The following is a 13,954-nucleotide window of genomic DNA, read 5'->3' as shown; positions in this document are numbered from 1 at the left end:
CCCGCCCTATTTCGGTGTGATTTTGGCGATCATCGCGGCATCCTGATTGTTAACCCGCTCGCGGTGCCAAATGTAAATTCCTGCGGCGATGATGATCAGCCCGCCAACCAACGTCCAAATTGTTGGCCATGTATCGAAGATCAAGACCCCGACCGCAGTTGCAAAGAATATCTGGATATACACAACCGGCGCGAGGATCGACGCATCGGCCATCCGGTGCGCTGTCGTGGCAAGTATGTGCCCCGTGCCGCCGAATATGCCGACCAATAGAAAGAACATCCAATCCGCCGGAGCCTGCGGCCAGATCCAATTGCTCAACGCGAACGGCACAAGGCAGATTGTTGCAAGACCCGACGCCCAAAGCTGGCTGGTTGCGTTGCTTTCAACACCGGCCAAAAGCCTTGTCATGACAAAGTACATTGCCGCACAACTGATCGCCCCAAGGTTCAAGAACATCGCCGGGTGGAAGCCAGTACCCCAAGGCTGCATGACCACAATAACGCCCGAAAAGCCAATACACACAGCCGCGATCCGGTGAATACCCACCTTCTCTTTCAACACCGGAATCGCCAGCAGGGTCACGATGATCGGTCCCGTGAACATGATCGTCGTGGTGACAGTGATGGGCAAAAACTTCAGCGCCGTAAAATTGAGGGCTGTGCTGGAAAACAAGAACAAAGATCGCAGCGCCTGCAACTTGGGTGAATTTGAATGAAGCGCCTGAACCCCGTCCCGAGGTAGAAAGATCACGACCGACATCAAGAAATGAACCGCGTATCGCACGAACACGACCTGAATTGCGGGAAGACCGGCCAGCACCAGCCACTTTGCCGATGTATCAATAAGGGTGAAGAAAAAGACCGCTGCGGCCATCGCCATCAGCGCAAATGCCGTATTTTCGACGCGGGGGGCGACAGTGCTTGTCATAAAGTGACCTGTTCTGTGCGTCCACTCACCGCCGCACGTTGCACAGCATCCAGCACTTTCATCGTTTCAAGTCCATCCTGCCCCGTTGCAAGAACGTCATCCGCTGCCCCGCCAGCTGCGGCGACGAAACGCTCAAGCTGTGCGGCGATCCCATCGACTCGCGGTAAATTTGGCGCTGCCATTTGGACCAAAGGGAAACGCCAGTCCGTCTGCGTTTCGTCCGCACCGCCCCAGATCGTCAGTGACGGAAACCCCATCGCGCCCTCAGTTCCAACAAACCGCATAGGGTCCCCCCCGCGTACGGCGATAGCAGGATTTTCACCAGTTGCCGCTTCAAATGCCCACGGCGATGCGCCTGAATCAGACAACATGAAATTTCCCAAAGCCCCGTTCGCAAAGCGAAAACTCAATGCGGCAGTGTCTTCCACCGCTAAACCACGTGCCGCATGGCTACAAATCGCTGTCACTTCGGTGATTGGCCCGGCAAAATACTGCATCAGGTCAATCTCGTGGCTGAGATTGGTCAGTATCGGCCCTGCCCCGGTCACTTTGCGCCATGGTTCATCGAAATAGCTATCGTGTTTGCGCAGGCACCAAATACCCTGCACGGCCACCAACTCCCCCAGCACTATAAGACGGGCGCGGGCTTCCGCAACAAAAGGATGGCAGCGCCGATGGTACCCAGTGAAAAGCGGAACCCCAAGGTCATCGGCCCTGCGGCACAGGGCCTTTGCCTCTTGCACCGTCTCTGTCACTGGTTTCTCAACCAATGTCGCCAAACCGCGGTCCAGACACGCGGTTGCTGTCGCAGCGTGGTTTTGTGTCGGCGTTGCGACGATTGCCGCTCGGGTGGATGACGGCACATCGTCCAACGATGCGACAACTTTAAGCCCGCGCGCCGCAAGTTCAGCCCTGCGATCACTATTCGAGTCCACCACGGCCGTCAGATCAACCGTGCTGGACGCTTGGGCACAATTTATGTGCCGTTGTCCGATGGAACCGCCGCCCACAACGCAGAGTGGCAGCCTTCGCATCATGCCCGCGCGCACGTCACAGGAAGACTGTAATAATCGGCGGCCAGATCAGCAGCACCGCCAAAGCGCAAAGTTGTAGCGCGATGAATGGCAGAAACCCCCGGAAGATATCCGTCAGGGAAATCTCGGGTGGTGCGACGGATTTCAGATAGAAGGCCGCTGGACCAAACGGAGGCGACAGGAAGCTGACCTGCATGTTCATACAGAACACCACACCGAACCAGACCGGAATGTAACGGGCGTCGATGCTCGACAAAAACCCGATCTCTTCCGCTGGAAGGCGTACCACGATGGGCAGGAAAACAGGCATGATCAACAAGACGATCCCGACCCAATCCATGAACATTCCCATGATCAAAAAGACCAACATCATCACCAGGATGATGCTCATGGTTGGCATATCGGCCCCAACAATCAGGTTGGCGACAAATGTCGGACCGCCCGCCAGGGTGTAGGCCGCGGCAAGCGCAGCCGCGCCGATGGTGACCCAGATGATCGTGCCAGTAGACTTCAATGTTCGGATCAGGCTGTCCCATACAATATCAAAGGTCATTTCACGGCGGATCAACCCGATGACAAAGACAGCGACGACTCCCATGCCCGCAGCCTCTGTGATGCCAGTGATACCGCCATAGATCGACCCTAGAACCACACCGATAACGACGATGGGCGCGATCAGACCCTTGCCCATTTCCCAGCCCTGAGCCGTGCGCTCCCGGCCAACGACAAAGAAAACTATCACTGCGAAAATCGCGAACGCTCCAACGATCCAAGGAATGTCAGACACCATGCCCAGTGGGATGGGATCAACGCCCTCTCGTACCGCATTGTCGCCCGTGATCGTGAACAGCACCGCGCGCAAGAACAGCACGCCCGTCGCCCACATCGCAAAGCGCGACAGAAAGCCAAGGAACATCAGCCCCTTCTCGCCGCCTTCCGGCTCGCCCGGCACGGGTTCTGGAAGCGGTGCAAGTGAATGGTTCATCCGTGTGCGGATGATGATGTACAAGATGAAGAACGAGGCCAGCATGAACCCCGGTAGAAAGGACGCCGTGAAAAGCGCCTTGATCGAGGTTTCCGTCACCAGCCCATAAAAGATCAAAACGATGGAAGGCGGGATCATCGTACCAAGCGAGCCTGACGCGCAGATGGTGCCGATGGCAAGGTTGCGGTCATACCCAAGCCGCAACATTTGCGGCAATGCAATCAAGCCTAGCAGAACGACTTCACCGCCGATAATGCCCGACATGGCCGCCATAATGACCGCCATGATTGAGGTAACGATCGCAATGCCCCCGCGCGTCCGGCTCATCCAGACATTCAGAGACGAATACATATCTCGAGCGATACCCGAACGTTCCAAAAGCGCGGCCATGAAGATAAACAATGGCACTGAAATCAGAACATAGTTCGTCATCTGACGATACACCGCCTGCCCCAGAACGGACAGCGGCCCACGGCCGAAATCCCCCCAAAGAAGGTCAGGCGGAAATTTAAGTGCCAGTGTCACAACGGCAAGAAATGCAGACGCAAATCCAAGCGGCATACCAATAGCCAAAAGCGCAAACATCCCAAGGAGCAGGATCAGCGACAGGGTCCCGATATCAACCATCAGTTCTTGTCCTCAAGGGTCCGGCGGATGTTTTCAATTTCAGCGTCATCGATTTCGTCGGCGGGTGTGTGAGTTTCAGGGGCCTTGTTCCAATCCGCGAACAAGTTGGACACAGCCTGGATGCACACCAGCAAGATGATGATAAGAAGGGCGGGTTTCACGATGCCGGGTATGGGCGGATCCCACGCAGTGCCAAACGTTTCCATCCGAAGAAAACGGTTCTCGGCATCGGTGTAGCCCCCCCAGATAAGCGCAAAGGTGAACGCGACGATCAACAGAACAGAGATCGAGTCAGCCGCCCTTTGCGCCCAGCGGGGCATCATGTCGTAGATGATATAAATTCGGATATGGCTTCGCTGTTGCATGGCATAAAGCCCTGCCAGCAGGAAAACGAACGCCGCGATCCAAAGCGAAAGCTCATTGGCCCAAAGCGTTGGACGAGAGAAAACATAGCGCGACACGACTTCGTAGAACATCACCAGCACGATAAATGCCGTCATCAGCATCGCTAGCCGACCAAGCACAACGGAAACGATGTCAAAAAAACCGTCTGGTTCTGTTTCGATGCCGCCCTTCGTGTCCGAGAGGAATAGTGACGCAAACAGCAAAGCACCGCCAAAGCAGATCAACGTGACCTGAACCAACGGGCGCCCAGCCGGGCGGATCATCTCGTACATGCCGTAAGCATCTTCAACGAAGACATTTTGCAGGATGAGAAAGACGTAAAGCAGAAGTGTGATGCCACAAAAGGCGATCATGGCCATTTTGACCGGTTGTCGGAAACGCCCCAAAAAGAGTGATTTTTGTTGCATCCATTGCCTCCCCGCATGGTTGCCGACGGGCATCGCAAACCCGCGCCGGACTTGGCGGGCCCTGTTTGGGCCCACCACGTTCCTTCAGTTATTCAAGGCACTTGGCAGATTATTCGCTGATCAGGCCAAGCTGCGTCAGATACGTTTTGTGGCTTTCCAGCAAGGCACCGGCTTCTGGGCTGCGCGTTCCCCAATCAGCCCATGCAACCTGCGCTGCACGGCGGAACTCAGCCCGATCTTCTGCCGACCAGTCATACAGCGTCACGCCTTGGGCGGTCAGGCTTGCGGCCGCTTCTGCATTGGCCTTTTCATTGGCCAAGGCCACCTGGAAGGACAGTTTTTGCCACGCGGTGTCGATGATCCGGCGCTGAGTTTCTGTCAGGCCTTCCCAGACCGACTGGTTACAAGCCAAGTGGTCAGACGGCATGGAGTGAAAGCCCGGATATGTCGCGTGTTTCACGATGTCATAGATGCCAAGACCGACGTTATTCGCCAGACCTGATGCATCGGCGCCATCGATGATCCCGGTTTCAAGTGCGGTAAAGATCTCGGTGAAATCCATCACGATTGGGGATGCGCCCAATTCTTCGAAAATCTCGGTTTCCATGCCTGGCGGGGACCGGAACTTCCAGCCTTTTACGTCTTCGAACCCAGCGATCGGGGTGGACGATGACAGCGATTCCTGGCCATAGATGGACCAGCCGATCAGTTGCATTCCCTGCGAGTTGTAAAGTTCTTGCGCGGCATCATAGCCACCACCGTAGTACAGCCAGCTATACTGCTGCCAGGGCGTGTCATAGCCGCCCATGATATCGCCGACGAACTGGAACGCCGGGTTTTTGCCGGTCTGATAGGCACCGCCGGTAGCGTCGCAGTCCAGAATACCATTGATCGCCGCGTCGAATGTTTCGACGGTCGCAACGACTGAAGACGAATAGAACATTTCGATGGCAATGCCGCCATCAGACATTGTCTGCACGTCGTCGATGAACTGGGCCAAAAGCTGTCCGGTTGGATGTTCGGTCGCGTAGTGTGTCTGCATCCGAAGTGTCACATCTTGTGCAAACCCCGGAGCCGCCGCAACAGTGAGCGCCGCAACAGATGACAGTAGTGTTTTCATGTTCATATTTTTATTTCCTCCCTTGGCGATTTTGCTATCGCCGTTCCTTAGTACCCGCACCCCTCCACTGGCGCGAACTCAGATGGTATACCATCCAAACGAACGTTAGCCTGTGCTATCTCGACAATCAACGCTTATCGGTATACCAAAATTAACAAGAATTTTTCGCAGACGGCCTGAGCATACGCCTTGTTACCGGACCTGCGACAAGGCCCGGCACCTGCCCCATGAACGAAGAAAACCTAGCCGCTAAAATTGCAGACCATCTGCGCCGCGATATCCTGCTTGGAAAGCTGCTGCCGGGTGCATCAATCAAGGAACGGGACAATGCAGCCCAATTGGGTGTCAGCAGAACACCTCTGCGCGAAGCCATTCGGATGCTTGCCACCGAAGGACTGGTGGAACTTCGCCCTGCACGCAGCCCGATTGTGTCGGTGCCAACCTTGAAGCAAATTTCCGACGACACCGAGGTTTTGATTTCAATCGAAAAGCTGTCGGCCGAACTTGCCTGCAAACGGGCGACCGAAGACGAGCTTGATGAGATTCAGCGCATCGTCGATGACATGGCCGACCGCTTTCATTCTGCTGATCCGCTTGAGATGTTCGAAGTGGACATGAGTTTCCACAGCGCTATCGCCGAGGCGGCGCATAACGTTCCACTTGCCGAAATCCACTCGACTTTCCTGTCGCGACTGTGGCGCGCGCGGTACTTGTCAGCAATGCAACGCCGGAACCGAGAACGGGTTGTCGAACATCATACAGACATTCTGACAGGACTGCGAGCCCGCGATGTGGACCAGACACTCGCTGCGATTGACCGGCATTTGTGTCAGTTGACCGACGACATTGTGGACCTTCTCACGCAAGAACGGAAAGGCACCCCGCTGACAACGGATGGCACAACAGAAACATCGCTTAGTGAATGAGTGACCCGCCGTTGACGTCAATCTCTGACCCGGTGACATAGCCGGACAGATCTGACGCCAAAAACAAGCAGCATCCCGCAACATCCCGCGCAGTGCCGGCCCGGCCCATCGGTATGCCCGCCAGTACCTGCGCGCGCATGTCCTTGGTAAGTTTACCTGCGGTGATATCTGTGTCGATGAACCCCGGACAAATTGCATTTACCCGCACGCCTTCGGGCGCCATTTCGCGCGCCATCGCTTTGGTCAGCCCCAGTATTCCGGCCTTGGCGGCTGAATAATGCGGGCCGCCAAAAATGCCGCCTCCCCGCTGCGCAGACACAGAGGACATGTTCACGATACTTGCCTTTCCAAGAGCCCTAAAATGGGGGGTCATCGCTTGTGACATGTACAGCGTTCCCCGCAGGTTCACATCCAGAACGGCCTCATAATTCTCGGGCGCGATATCCATCAGTTTCAGGGGCTGGGTGATCCCCGCATTGTTCACCAGAACATCTATCTGCCCAAACATTCCGATCAACTGTTCCGCCATTTCAAGACACGCATTCTTGTCAGTGACATCGCAAGCCAAACCGACATGTCCGTACCCCGTCAGATCTGCCGCAGCCGCAGCGGCCGCTTGTGCATCAAGATCAAGGATCGCCACGCGCGCGCCATGTTCGGCAAACAGCGTCGCTGCGGCCTTGCCCAATCCACGCGCGCTGGCAGCGCCTGTAATGATCGCGACTTTGCCTTGAAGCAGTTTCATCACAGCCATCCCTTTACCGACGCGGTGACAGCCGCGACCGATATGCCATATTGGTCATGTAGAGTTGGCAAGGCGCCTGCGTCGAGAAACGCATCTGGCAAACCTATCTGTCGAAACGGCACGTAAGCACCGGCGCGCATAAGAGCCGCGGCAACAGCTTCGCCAAGCCCCCCTGTGACCGAGTGGTTTTCTGCCGTGACCACCAATCGCCCGCCCTTTGCAGCTTCGGCCACGATGGTGGCGGTATCCAACGGTTTGATCGTCGGCACATGCAAAACGCCGCAATCCACCCCATCGGCTTGCAGCGCCTTCGCCGCATCCAAAACCCGCATTGTCATGAAGCCCGACGAGACGAAGAGCACATCTTTTCCGTCCCGCACCATCTGCGCCTTGCCCAGTTGGAACTTGTAGCCGTACTCGCCCAGAACATCAGGCACCTGCCCGCGCAGGAGCCGCATATAAACCGGGCCGGGATGATCCGCGATTGCGCGCGTTGCCTGATCGATTTCAGTGGCACAACACGGGTCAATAATGGTCAGGTTTGGCATGCCGCGCATGATCGCCAGATCTTCGGTCGCCTGATGGCTTGGACCATAGCCCGTGGTCAGCCCCGGCAACGCGCAGACGATCTTGACCGGCAAATTTTCCTCTGCAATTGCCATGATGATAAAATCATAGGCCCGCCGCGACGCAAAAACAGCATAGGTCGTGGCAAAAGGCGTGAACCCTTCGCGCGCCAACCCTGCTGCCGCGCTGATCATCACGGCTTCGGCCATGCCCATCTGATAGAACCGGTCGGGATACGCCTTCGCAAAGACATGAAGGTCGGTATATTTCGACAGATCCGCAGTCAGCCCGACGATATCAGGGCGGTCCTTTGCAAGATCGACCAAGGCATGGCCAAATGGGGCCGCTCTGGTCTCTCGGCCTTCGCTATCCAGCGAGGCTATCATTGCTGACGTTGCAAGCTTGGCCCCCTCCGGCGCAACTCGCGGCGTGTATTTCGACCGGCGGCGGGACAATTCAGGCTGTGTCATTGCGGCTTTTCCTCATCGAGAATTGACAGGGCCTTTGCCCATTCGTCCGGTTCCACCCGGATAAAATGCGTAATTTCCCGGTCTTCCAAAAACGGGATGCCTTTGCACATCTTGGTGTTGCAGATGATCACGCGCGGTTGCGGGCCGTCATGAGCGCGGGCGGCGTCAAACGCCGCGACCACAGCATCCAGATCATTGCCATCGACGCTTTGCGCAAACCAGCCGAATGCCGACCACTTTGCCGCCTCGGGCACTTGCGCCAAGGCTTGCGTCGTCGGCCCGTCAGCCTGCTGGTTGTTGAAATCCACAATGGCGATCAGGTTGTCGAGTTTCCATTGAACCGCCGACATGACCGCTTCCCAAGTGGACCCTTCGCCAAGTTCACCATCTGACAGCATGTTATAGACGAAGGCGGGGTTTTCCTTGCGCTTAAGCCCAAGCGCCGCCCCCACGGCGATCCCCAGACCATGCCCAAGCGAGCCACCCGTGATTTCCATGCCAGGCGTGTAAGCCGCCATGCCGGACATGGGCATGCGACTGTCATCCATTCCATAGGTGCCTATTTCGTCTTCAGGCAAGATGCCCGCTTCGATCAGCGCAGAATAGAGCGCGATGGCATAATGCCCGATGGACAAATAGAACCGGTCGCGGCCTTCCCATTCAGGATCGTCCGGGCGATAGCGCAGCGCGTGGAAATAGGACACAGCCAGCACATCAGCCACGCCAAGCGCTTGACCGATATACCCCTGCCCCTGCACTTCCCCCATCAGCAGCGCATTGCGCCTGATCGCCCAGGCCCGTCGCGCAAGGCTTACATTGGATCCGCTTGCTCCCATTGTCGCTTCCTCCCCGAAGCTATGTGACGGCCTGTCTGCGCTTAGCTTCAGTCCCGATCACCGCGCGCCGCGGCCATCCAGCTCAACGTCAGATCCGTGTCGCCGCCCGGCTTGTACTCGGCGCCCACCGGCGCCGCCCAACCAATCCGGTCCAGCACCTGCCAAATATGCGAGTAGCAAAGTTCCCCGTGATCCGGTGTGCCGCGATCGGGGGCGGCAGCCACTTGCACATGACCGATCAGCGGCAAAAGACGCTCCAACCGGTTGGAGACATCCCCCTCCATCAGTTGCACATGATAGCAATCGAACATCAGCTTCAGATTGGGCGCGCTGACCTGATCCATGATCGCTTCGGCCTGTGTCGTGGTTTGCAGGAAGTAACCCGGCGCGTCATAGTGGTTCAGCGGCTCGATCAGGATAGTGCGGTCCCCCGCCTGCTCGCAGGCATATCCCAGCGTTTCTACAAACGCCTTCTCTGCCTCCGGGCCCGCCGCGAAACCCGCCATCACATGCACATTGGCGGCCCCAATGGCGTCGGCATAGGCCAGTGCTTCGTCTACAGCGGCGCGCGCTTCGGTGGTTCTGCCGGGTAACGCGGCGAGTCCGTTCTCACCCGGTTGTCCCCGCCGTGTATTCAAGCCCAGCATTGGCAAGCCAGTTTCGGTCAAGGCAGCGGCCACTTCAGACGCCGGAACATCGAAAGGCCAGTGACATTCAACAGCGTCAAACCCTGCGGACTTTGCCGCCCGTATGGCCATCGGCAGAGGCCTGTCAGCCCACAAAAAACCCAGATTGGCTGAAAGCCGGATCAACTATCCCACTCCACATCAAAGCGGTCGACCACTGCACGCACCTGCGCGGGATCAAGCCCGCGCCGCGCCATTCCATGGGTTAGCATTGCCAGTTTCGCCGTCTCTTCCAATTCTTCTATGGCATTGCTTGCTGCCTCTACATCCTTGCCGGCAACGACTGGCCCGTGGTTGGCCAGCATCACCGCAGATCGCTTTCCCGCAAGCCCGCGCACAGCCTCGCCCATGGCGGGGTCTCCCGGCAAAAACACGGGCAACAGCTTCACCCGACCGAGTTTCATGATCGCATAGGGCGTTAGGGGGGGAAGGAAATTGTCAGGGTCCACATCCGGAAGCATGGACAACGCCACCGAATGGCAAGAGTGCAGATGCACCACGGCGCCCGCCGCACTGCGTGTGTCGTAAAATGCTGTGTGCAGAGGCATTTCCTTGGTCGGGGCATCCCCATCAACGTGCAGGCCTTGCGCGTCGAACCGCGACAGTCGACCGGGGTCAAGCCGGCCAAAGCTGGACCCGGTCGGCGACACCAATAGACCACCATCCTGTGTTCGCGCAGATATGTTGCCCGTCGATCCGCCGGTCAGGCCCCGGTCAAACATGGATTTGGCCAACGTACAGATCAACTCGCGCAGGCGCGCCTCGGCGCTCATAATTCTTCCAGTTTCCGAAGCGCGGTCGCAAAGAATGCGCCGTCACCAAAATTTCCGGATTTCAAAGCCAACGCCATGTCATGCCCGGCGCTGTTGGCAAAACACCACGGCACGCCCGGCGAAATTTCGGGGCCAACGTCCAGCCGTGAAACACCCAAGGCCTGAGTGACGGCACCTGAGGTTTCGCCGCCCGCCACCACAAGGCGCGAAACGCCACAATCCCGCGCAGCAAGGGCTATAGCGGCCAGTGCCTCTTCAACAATTGCGCCGGCACGATCGTGCCCCAGCGTGTCTTGCGCCTTACGCACGCGGTCAGGCGACGCGGTGGCATAAACCATGGCCGTGCCGCTTTGCGCGGACATCCATTCCAAGGCCGGGGCGACACCGTCGCTGGCCAATTGCACTGGGTCAAGTTTGTAACTTGGATGATCTTTTTCAAAGGTCGCAACTTGTGTTTGCGTCATGGCCGAGCAGGACCCCGACAAGACCAAAGCCCGGCCCGCAGGTGCGCGATGTGCCGTGTGCCCAGTGGTCGATGCAAGCCGCCCCTGTTCTCGGTACAAGGCAGGAAGCGGCATCGCCAACGCGCTTCCGCCTGTAACCAGTGGCATGTCGCAACAGGCCTCAGCGATGACTTGAAGATCCGCATCAGCCACGGCATCGACAATTACATGGGCTTTGCCCTGCTCAGCCAAGTCGCGAAGATGCGCGCGCACGGCCTTTGCGCCTCGAGCGACTGTCAGCCGCGACACCAGCCCCACCTGCCCATTCACCTGAGGGGTCAAAAGACGCATCAGATTACTATCCCACATCGGGGTGAGCGGATGATCTTTCATCGGGCTTTCCGCCAGGGGCTGCTCTCCAACGAAGAGATTGCCCATAAAAATACTTCGCCCGTTTTCGGGAAAGGCCGGGCAATAAATCGTCTGCGTGGCGCCGAGGTCGGCCATGAGCGCTTCGGCCACAGGGCCAATATTGCCCTCTGCCGTCGAATCAAATGTGGAGCAGTATTTCCAGTAAATTCGATCTGCCCCAGCGGCGCGCAACCACGCCATCGCTGCGCGTGCCGCGCTTTGGGCTTCCGCCACAGGACAGGTTCTTATCTTTAGGGCAACCACCTCGAACGGTGCGGGGTCTTCGACTGGCCCTTCTGGCACCCCAACCCGAAGGGACACGCGCGCGCCGCTTCGGGCCATCAATCCCGCAAGATCTGTGGCGCCAGTGAAATCATCGGCAATCGCCCCAAAGATTGTCGTCATCTCAGCCATCACCCGGCAGTGTCAAACCAGCCCGCCGGGCATAATGCTTTGCAATCGCCGCGTCGTCTTCGCGTCCCAGGCCGACAGCCGACGCTTCGGTAAATTGCTTGAGCGCTGCTTCGGTAAGCGGCGCATCGAACTGCGCGCTCTTCGCGATGTCTTGCACGATTCCCAGATCCTTAAGCCAAATATCCACCGCGCTCAGCGGTGTGTAATCCCCTGACACAACGTGTGGCGCGCGACTTTCCAAAGCCCAGCTTGTTCCAGCACATTGCTGAATAACGTCCAGAAATTGCTTGGGGGCGACCCCTTGCGAAACACCAAAGGAAATGGCCTCGCCCATGGCGGCGATATGGACCCCAACGAGCATCTGGTTAATTGCCTTCATGGATGACCCAGCGCCGACTGCGTCGCCAAGGGCAAAGACATTGGATGACATCGCCTCAAGCGCCGGGCCTGCCCGCTCAAACGCCGCGGCGCTGCCGGACGCCAGAATGGACAATGTGCCATCACCCGCCCGCAACGTTCCACCCGACACCGGTGCGTCAAGGTATAGCAAGCCCATGGCATTGCACCGCTGAGCCAGATCGCGGGCACTTTCGGGGGCCATGGTTGCGCAAGCCACGATTACGGTGCCTTTGATCAGCTTGTCCGCGATGCCATCCTCGCCAAACAGCACCGCTTCGGTCTGCGCTGCGTTCACAACAACAATAACCACTGCATCCAACGTGTCAGCCACATCGGCAATATCGCCGCTTGCCCCGCCTTTGGCCTGAAACGCCTCGACCGCAGCTTGGTTGATGTCGAAACCGTGCGTCTTCAAGCCCGCCTTCAACAAGGCTCCGGCCATACCGGACCCCATGGCGCCAAGGCCAAATATCGCCACTGATCTGCTCGCCATCGGCATTCCTCCCCCATCCTTGAAAAATGGTATACCAAACAATCCGGCAAGCCAACTCTCTTCACAAAACGTCCCGCTGGCAGGGATCACGTCCCGCGCATTGGCCTCGCGCTCACAGTTCATGACAGGCAGATCGCAACTTGACGCGTCACGTTTTCACATGAGGTACTGAAACAAAGGGAAGCAAATATGCAGCAGGTGAACATCATTGGTCCGGGAAGGGTTGGGCGGACGCTGATGGCTCTTGTAAGCGGCGCACCGGACTATGAGGTCGGCGACGTTTACAGCGCCACCCCAGCAAGCGCGATAGCGGCAACTGCGGCCATCGGCACAGGCCGAGCAGTATCGCACCTGAAAGACATGGGGCCCGCAGATATCTGGATATTGTCAGTCCCAGATGACCAAATCGGCCATGTTGCGCAAGACCTTGCCCAGCACCTTGGCTCGGCGGCGCCGGCCCGCGTTGCGATGCATTGCAGTGGTTTTTTGCCATCAAGTGTTTTGGCACCGCTACGCGATCTCGGCTGGCCAATCGCAAGTTGCCACCCGGTTCTGAGCTTTGCAGACCCGCTTATTGCAAAGCAACAATTTCCGGGCACCTGCTGCGCCATTGAAGGCACAGAAGATGCCGTGCCTGTTGTGACCGACCTGGTCGCAGCGATTGAAGGCGTTCCCTTCACCATCAATGCCGACAACAAAGCAATTTATCATGCGGCTGCGGTCTTTTCGAACAACTTCACAACGGTCCTTCAAGCCATTGCCCGCGAAGCATGGGCCGAATCCGGTGTCCCGGAAGATATTGCCCAGAAGCTTGGTGACACGTTGCTCAGAGGGACCAGTGAGAGCGTAGCTCGGCTTGGGCCTGCAGGCGCACTCACGGGGCCCGCCGCTCGGGGTGACACAAGCGTTTTACACGTTCAGGAAGAAAAGGTCGCAGATTGGCACCCGGACGCTGCGCAACTCTATGCAATGCTGAGCCAAATGGCGCGGCGACTAAAGCAACATGGCACCACACAAACGCAAGACTGAGGATCGCCAGATACCGTGCGTGGACCTGCCCCGCTATATGCTAAATCAAGCTGCAAAACCGCTTTCATCCAGTATATGTTTAATATCCCACGGTGCGCTCACGTCCAGTGAGACAGAGCATAGCACCGCCTTGGCATAATTTGCGCGCCAGCGCCTTCGGCGGCATTTCGAGCAACTGGAGACGGAAACTGACCCAGTGCCTCGTTGAGGTAGCGAAAACGAACGATCTGAGTGCCGAGGCGACCGGTGCCTTGCAA

14 protein-coding genes are annotated in these 13,954 nt (G+C 57.7%); 2 read left to right on the top strand and 12 right to left on the bottom strand.

Going from position 1 to position 13,954, the window contains the following annotated elements:
• Positions 1-6: 6 nt before the first annotated feature.
• The 5 genes from E2L05_RS01680 to E2L05_RS01660 form a co-directional block, all read right to left on the bottom strand.
• The gene (locus tag E2L05_RS01680) at positions 7-927 is read right to left on the bottom strand and encodes a DMT family transporter (RefSeq protein WP_133341153.1); all 921 of its coding nucleotides are present in this window, start codon (positions 925-927) and stop codon (positions 7-9) included.
• Positions 924-1,964, bottom strand: coding sequence for a Gfo/Idh/MocA family protein (locus E2L05_RS01675; protein WP_208016208.1), 1,041 nt, complete (start codon positions 1,962-1,964; stop codon positions 924-926). The genes E2L05_RS01680 and E2L05_RS01675 overlap by 4 nt, the downstream gene beginning before the upstream one ends.
• Before the next feature lie 13 nt (positions 1,965-1,977).
• Entirely contained in the window at positions 1,978-3,573 is a 1,596-nt protein-coding gene (locus E2L05_RS01670; protein WP_133341152.1) for a TRAP transporter large permease, read from the bottom strand.
• Complete coding sequence (locus E2L05_RS01665) at positions 3,573-4,385, bottom strand: TRAP transporter small permease subunit (protein WP_133341151.1); 813 nt, start codon at positions 4,383-4,385, stop codon at positions 3,573-3,575. The genes E2L05_RS01670 and E2L05_RS01665 overlap by 1 nt, the downstream gene beginning before the upstream one ends.
• Positions 4,386-4,494: 109 nt before the next feature.
• Positions 4,495-5,511 (bottom strand): TRAP transporter substrate-binding protein, encoded by a 1,017-nt coding sequence (locus E2L05_RS01660; protein WP_133341150.1) that lies wholly within the window; start codon positions 5,509-5,511, stop codon positions 4,495-4,497.
• A gap of 221 nt (positions 5,512-5,732) precedes the next feature.
• Between E2L05_RS01660 and E2L05_RS01655 the strand changes: the two genes are divergently transcribed.
• Positions 5,733-6,431, top strand: a complete 699-nt coding sequence (locus tag E2L05_RS01655) for a GntR family transcriptional regulator (protein ID WP_133341149.1) — start codon at positions 5,733-5,735, stop codon at positions 6,429-6,431.
• On the opposite strand, the gene E2L05_RS01650 is transcribed toward E2L05_RS01655, so the two are convergent.
• From E2L05_RS01650 to ltnD, 7 genes are read right to left on the bottom strand one after another with little or no spacing between them, the layout of a single operon-like run.
• On the bottom strand, positions 6,421-7,176 hold the full coding sequence (locus E2L05_RS01650; RefSeq protein ID WP_133341148.1) for an SDR family NAD(P)-dependent oxidoreductase: 756 nt from the start codon (positions 7,174-7,176) through the stop codon (positions 6,421-6,423). The two genes, E2L05_RS01655 and E2L05_RS01650, sit on opposite strands and share 11 nt — an antisense overlap.
• Positions 7,176-8,213: a transketolase family protein gene (locus tag E2L05_RS01645; RefSeq protein ID WP_133341147.1), complete on the bottom strand. Its 1,038-nt coding sequence runs from the start codon at positions 8,211-8,213 to the stop codon at positions 7,176-7,178. Before E2L05_RS01645 ends, E2L05_RS01650 begins: the two co-directional genes overlap by 1 nt.
• Entirely contained in the window at positions 8,210-9,049 is an 840-nt protein-coding gene (locus E2L05_RS01640) for a transketolase (protein WP_133341146.1), read from the bottom strand. Before E2L05_RS01640 ends, E2L05_RS01645 begins: the two co-directional genes overlap by 4 nt.
• A gap of 47 nt (positions 9,050-9,096) precedes the next feature.
• On the bottom strand, positions 9,097-9,858 hold the full coding sequence (locus E2L05_RS01635; RefSeq protein WP_133341177.1) for a hydroxypyruvate isomerase family protein: 762 nt from the start codon (positions 9,856-9,858) through the stop codon (positions 9,097-9,099).
• Entirely contained in the window at positions 9,858-10,508 is a 651-nt protein-coding gene (gene otnC, locus E2L05_RS01630; RefSeq protein WP_133341145.1) for a 3-oxo-tetronate 4-phosphate decarboxylase, read from the bottom strand. The genes E2L05_RS01635 and otnC overlap by 1 nt, the downstream gene beginning before the upstream one ends.
• Positions 10,505-11,767 carry a 3-oxo-tetronate kinase gene (gene otnK / locus E2L05_RS01625; RefSeq protein ID WP_133341144.1) on the bottom strand — a complete coding sequence of 421 codons (1,263 nt, stop codon included), beginning with the start codon at positions 11,765-11,767 and terminating at the stop codon, positions 10,505-10,507. The genes otnC and otnK overlap by 4 nt, the downstream gene beginning before the upstream one ends.
• Before the next feature lies 1 nt (position 11,768).
• Positions 11,769-12,674: an L-threonate dehydrogenase gene (ltnD, locus tag E2L05_RS01620; protein ID WP_133341143.1), complete on the bottom strand. Its 906-nt coding sequence runs from the start codon at positions 12,672-12,674 to the stop codon at positions 11,769-11,771.
• A 183-nt stretch (positions 12,675-12,857) separates the two neighbouring features.
• Between ltnD and E2L05_RS01615 the strand changes: the two genes are divergently transcribed.
• Positions 12,858-13,697, top strand: a complete 840-nt coding sequence (locus E2L05_RS01615) for a Rossmann-like and DUF2520 domain-containing protein (RefSeq protein ID WP_133341142.1) — start codon at positions 12,858-12,860, stop codon at positions 13,695-13,697.
• Positions 13,698-13,954 lie beyond the last annotated feature (257 nt).

It is taken from the genome of Meridianimarinicoccus aquatilis (genome assembly GCF_004358675.1).
Lineage (GTDB): Bacteria > Pseudomonadota > Alphaproteobacteria > Rhodobacterales > Rhodobacteraceae > Meridianimarinicoccus > Meridianimarinicoccus aquatilis.
Note: the sequence above shows the minus strand (reverse complement) of the source record. Positions and strands in the feature narration are given on the sequence as shown.

Excerpts from the sequence above, each read along its gene's own strand:
- E2L05_RS01680 (WP_133341153.1), bottom strand. The coding sequence starts at position 927 with ATGACAAGCACTGTCGCCCCCCGCGTCGAAAATACGGCATTTGCGCTG.
- E2L05_RS01675 (WP_208016208.1), bottom strand. The coding sequence starts at position 1,964 with ATGATGCGAAGGCTGCCACTCTGCGTTGTGGGCGGCGGTTCCATCGGA.
- E2L05_RS01670 (WP_133341152.1), bottom strand. The coding sequence starts at position 3,573 with ATGGTTGATATCGGGACCCTGTCGCTGATCCTGCTCCTTGGGATGTTT.
- E2L05_RS01665 (WP_133341151.1), bottom strand. The coding sequence starts at position 4,385 with ATGCAACAAAAATCACTCTTTTTGGGGCGTTTCCGACAACCGGTCAAA.
- E2L05_RS01660 (WP_133341150.1), bottom strand. The coding sequence starts at position 5,511 with ATGAACATGAAAACACTACTGTCATCTGTTGCGGCGCTCACTGTTGCG.
- E2L05_RS01655 (WP_133341149.1), top strand. The coding sequence starts at position 5,733 with ATGAACGAAGAAAACCTAGCCGCTAAAATTGCAGACCATCTGCGCCGC.
- E2L05_RS01650 (WP_133341148.1), bottom strand. The coding sequence starts at position 7,176 with ATGAAACTGCTTCAAGGCAAAGTCGCGATCATTACAGGCGCTGCCAGC.
- E2L05_RS01645 (WP_133341147.1), bottom strand. The coding sequence starts at position 8,213 with ATGACACAGCCTGAATTGTCCCGCCGCCGGTCGAAATACACGCCGCGA.
- E2L05_RS01640 (WP_133341146.1), bottom strand. The coding sequence starts at position 9,049 with ATGGGAGCAAGCGGATCCAATGTAAGCCTTGCGCGACGGGCCTGGGCG.
- otnC (WP_133341145.1), bottom strand. The coding sequence starts at position 10,508 with ATGAGCGCCGAGGCGCGCCTGCGCGAGTTGATCTGTACGTTGGCCAAA.
- otnK (WP_133341144.1), bottom strand. The coding sequence starts at position 11,767 with ATGACGACAATCTTTGGGGCGATTGCCGATGATTTCACTGGCGCCACA.
- ltnD (WP_133341143.1), bottom strand. The coding sequence starts at position 12,674 with ATGCCGATGGCGAGCAGATCAGTGGCGATATTTGGCCTTGGCGCCATG.
- E2L05_RS01615 (WP_133341142.1), top strand. The coding sequence starts at position 12,858 with ATGCAGCAGGTGAACATCATTGGTCCGGGAAGGGTTGGGCGGACGCTG.